Origin of the sequence: Streptomyces sp. UH6 (assembly GCF_013421635.1) — a bacterium.
Lineage (GTDB): Bacteria > Actinomycetota > Actinomycetes > Streptomycetales > Streptomycetaceae > Streptomyces > Streptomyces abyssomicinicus.
This window is the reverse complement of record NZ_JACADT010000639.1, coordinates 1-3,348: the sequence shown is the minus strand read 5'-3', so window position 1 is coordinate 3,348 and position 3,348 is coordinate 1. Positions and strand designations below refer to the sequence as shown.

Annotated in this window: 6 protein-coding genes; 4 read left to right on the top strand and 2 right to left on the bottom strand. The window is 74.9% G+C overall.

Annotated elements, in window-relative coordinates; translation table 11 throughout:
- The 4 genes from HW445_RS23485 to HW445_RS23470 form a co-directional block, all read left to right on the top strand.
- Positions 1-342, top strand: a 342-nt coding sequence (locus tag HW445_RS23485; protein ID WP_306673349.1) for a BRCT domain-containing protein, incomplete at its 5' end; no start/stop codon positions are given.
- A 63-nt stretch (positions 343-405) separates the two neighbouring features.
- The gene (locus tag HW445_RS23480; protein ID WP_151775618.1) at positions 406-639 is read left to right on the top strand and encodes a hypothetical protein; all 234 of its coding nucleotides are present in this window, start codon (positions 406-408) and stop codon (positions 637-639) included.
- 61 nt (positions 640-700) lie between these two features.
- Positions 701-1,531, top strand: coding sequence for an SURF1 family protein (locus HW445_RS23475; protein ID WP_180222942.1), 831 nt, complete (start codon positions 701-703; stop codon positions 1,529-1,531).
- A 27-nt stretch (positions 1,532-1,558) separates the two neighbouring features.
- Positions 1,559-2,314 (top strand): SDR family oxidoreductase, encoded by a 756-nt coding sequence (locus HW445_RS23470; protein ID WP_180222941.1) that lies wholly within the window; start codon positions 1,559-1,561, stop codon positions 2,312-2,314.
- A gap of 71 nt (positions 2,315-2,385) precedes the next feature.
- On the opposite strand, the gene amaP is transcribed toward HW445_RS23470, so the two are convergent.
- Both amaP and HW445_RS23460 read right to left on the bottom strand, forming a co-directional pair.
- Complete coding sequence (gene amaP, locus HW445_RS23465; RefSeq protein ID WP_180222940.1) at positions 2,386-2,973, bottom strand: alkaline shock response membrane anchor protein AmaP; 588 nt, start codon at positions 2,971-2,973, stop codon at positions 2,386-2,388.
- Positions 2,970-3,348 (bottom strand): DUF6286 domain-containing protein (locus HW445_RS23460; RefSeq protein ID WP_257231246.1); only part of this gene is annotated, 379 nt, incomplete at its 5' end. The genes amaP and HW445_RS23460, both read right to left, overlap by 4 nt.

Genomic DNA, 3,348 nt, shown 5'->3' with positions numbered 1-3,348 from the left:
GCCGGGGGGTACCGCCCGACGGCGTGGAACCGTTCGAAGAAGCGCCCGCCGTGCCCCTTCCCGAACCCCGGCCGCTACGTGCCGGGCGGGCGGCTGAGGCAGGGCATGCGGGTGGCCTTCTCGGGCGACACCTCGGTGGAGCGCGAGCTGCTGGAGGACCGGGCCACCGAGGCCGGCCTGCACGTGGCGGGCAGCATCTCCCGGCTGACCAGCCTGCTGGTGACCAACGACCCCGATTCGGGAACCTCCAAGACCGTCAAGGCCCGCCAGTTCGGCACCCCGGTGGTGGACGAGGCGGCCTTCGGCCAGTTGCTGGGGGACGTCGAACCGGCGGACGGGTGAACCACCGGCGGCGCGCGGTCCGGCTGCCGGGACGGGCGGCCCGGACGGCTCACGCTGTGGCCCATGGCACGTTGTGAGGTCTGCGGAAACGACTACGGCATGACGTTCGAGGTGCACGCACAGGGCGCCGTCCACGTCTTCGACTGCTTCGCCTGTGCGATCCACCGGATGGCCCCGATCTGCGAGCACTGCCGGGTGCAGGTCATCGGCCAGGGCGTGGAGGCCGACGGCAAGTGGTACTGCGGCGCCCACTGCGCCAGGGCGGACGGCAAGGCGGGCATCGTCGACCGGGTGTGACCGGCCCTGGGCGGCCGGGGCCGACGGAGGACCGGGACACGGCGGTTGTTACCGTCGTCGTGTGTACCGCTTCCTGCTGACCCGGCAATGGGTGATCGTCACCCTGGTCGCCCTGGCGCTCGTTCCCACCATGATCGAGCTGGGCTTCTGGCAGTGGCACCGTCACTGGGACCGGGTGGCCTCCAACCAGCGCATCGAGGACGCGCTGGACACCGCCGCGGTGCCGGTCGGCTCGCTGACCCGGCCCGGCGCGCGGATCGACCGCGACCTGTACTACCGGCACGTGACCGCGCGCGGCGTCTTCGAGACCGACCGCGAGGTGGTGGTGCGCCGCCGCACCAACGCCGACGACCGGGTCGGCTACCACGTGCTGACCCCGCTGCGCCTGGACGACGGGCGGTACCTGCTGGTCAACCGCGGCTGGGTGCCGGCCGACGGCAGGCAGACGGAGTTCCCGGAGATCCCCGCGCCGCCGGCCGGCGAGGTGACGGTGACCGGGCGGCTGATGGCCGACCAGACCACCGCGGAGAGCGGCATCAAGGACCTCTCCGACCTGCCCGACCGGCAGGTGATGCTGATCAGCAGCGAGGGCGAGGCGGAGCGGCTGGGCGCCGAGGTCCTCGGCGGGTACGTGGAGCTGGTCTCCCCCGCACCGGTGGACGGCAGTCCCGAGCTGGTCCCCGGCCCCGACCACGACAGCATCGGCAACCACATGGCGTACGCGGTCCAGTGGTGGCTGTTCACCGCCGGGGTGCCGGTCGGCTGGGTGGTGCTGGTCCGCCGCGAGCTGCGCGAGCGGCGCGAGGAGGCCGGCGAGGCCTCCGGGAAGGGCGGGAGCGAGGACGGCGGCGAGGACGCCACGCGGGAGAGCGCGACCCCGGCCACCGCCTGACCGCACCGCCGGGTGCAGGATGGGGGCATGGATCTTGGATTGAAGGACCGTGTCTACGTCGTCACCGGCGCCTCCCGCGGACTGGGCAACGCGACCGCGCGTGAACTGGTCGCCGACGGCGCGAAGGTGGTCGTCTCCGGCCGGGACGACGCCTCGGTGGCCGCTGCCGCCGAGGAGCTGGGGCCGAACGCGGTGGGTGTCGCCGCCGACAACGGCGATCCCGGTACCCCCGCACGGCTGATCGCGACGGCGCGTGAGCGTTTCGGCCGGTTCGACGGCGTGCTGATCAGCGTGGGCGGGCCGCCGGCCGGGCTGGCCGCCGACAACACCGACGAGCAGTGGCTCGGCGCGTTCGAGACGGTGTTCCTCGGGGCCGTGCGGATGGCCCGGGCGGCCGCCGCGGAGCTGGGCGCGGGCGGTGTGATCGGCCTGGTGCTCTCCGCCTCGGTCCACGAGCCGATCGGCGGGCTGACCATCTCCAACGGGCTGCGCCCGGGGCTGGCCGGATTCGCCAAGTCGCTCGCCGACGAGCTGGGACCCCGCGGAATCCGGGTGGTCGGCGTGCTGCCGTCGCGGATCGACACGGACCGGGTGCGGGAGCTGGACGCGCTCTCCGCCGACCCGGCCGCCACCCGGGCGGCCAACGAGTCGCACATCCCGCTGGGCCGGTACGGGACGCCGGCGGAGTTCGGCCGGGTGGCCGCGTTCCTGCTGTCGCCCGCCGCCTCCTACCTGACGGGGATCATGGTCCCGGTCGACGGCGGAGTGCGGCGCGGCTTCTGACCCCCGGCGCGAGCGGAGGCCGCGGCGGGTGGCGGGGGGTCCGCGGCGCGGATCCCCCGTCCCTCCCCCTCTCAGGTCACCCGCTCCGAGCGGTGCCCGGTGGCCCGCATGCGGATCTCCGAGGGGAGCGAGGTCAGGCCCACCGAGGCCCGGGCGTGGGCCAGCGTCTCCGAGGTGAGGGTGTCCAGCGTGCGCCCGGGATCCGCGTCCGGTTCCAGCCGCACCCGCACCCGGGCCCGCGGGGCCCGGCGCCGCCCGGTGAGCCGTACCCGGACCCGCTCCACGCCTTCCAGCCGCGCGGCCTCCGCCGCGAGCGAACCCTCCAGCGCGCGGGCCCGCAGCGCCGCGCCCTCGTCGTCGCCGGTGTCGACCCGCACCACCGCCAGCCGGTGCCGCTGCACCGACCGGGTCAGCCACCACAGGGTCAGCACCACCAGCAGCGCGAGCACCGTGAAGACCACGGGCCACCACCAGCCCTGGTCCCGCCACTTGGTGCGCTCGGCGGCGGTCAGCAGGACGTCGTGCCGGTCCCGGTGGATCCACCAGCCGGGCGAGGGGGCGCCGAGCCCGATGGCCAGCACCGATCCGCCCGTCGCGAGCAGCAGCAGACCGATCAGCCCCAGCAGCACCCGGTTGACCATCCGCAGCACCGTGTTCACCCCTTCTTCCGCTCGGGACGCCGCACCCGGACGGCGAGGGACGGCGGCTGCGACAGGCCCAGGCCGCTCACCGCCTGCTCCAGCCGGTGCCGGACGTCCGCGTCGACCTCGTCGATCTCCCTGAAGTGCGCGGCCACGCGCACGTCGGCCTTCCGGCGGCGCATCCTCACCCGCACCGACCGCACCCCGGGAACCTCCAGCGCCCGGTCCCGCAGCACCATGGCGGCGGCCTTGCGGTCCAGTCCGGCGCGCACGTCCGGGTTGCCGCGCCGCATGGGCAGGATGCCCCGCACCCCGGGCGTGAGGGCGAGGATCAGCAGCCAGAGCCCGAGGGCTGCCGCCACCCCGGCCCCGACCAGCACCCACACGTCGTCC

Bases quoted from the DNA above. Each gene is read 5' to 3' on its own strand.
- HW445_RS23470 (WP_180222941.1), top strand. From the start codon at position 1,559: ATGGATCTTGGATTGAAGGACCGTGTCTACGTCGTCACCGGCGCCTCC.
- HW445_RS23480 (WP_151775618.1), top strand. From the start codon at position 406: ATGGCACGTTGTGAGGTCTGCGGAAACGACTACGGCATGACGTTCGAG.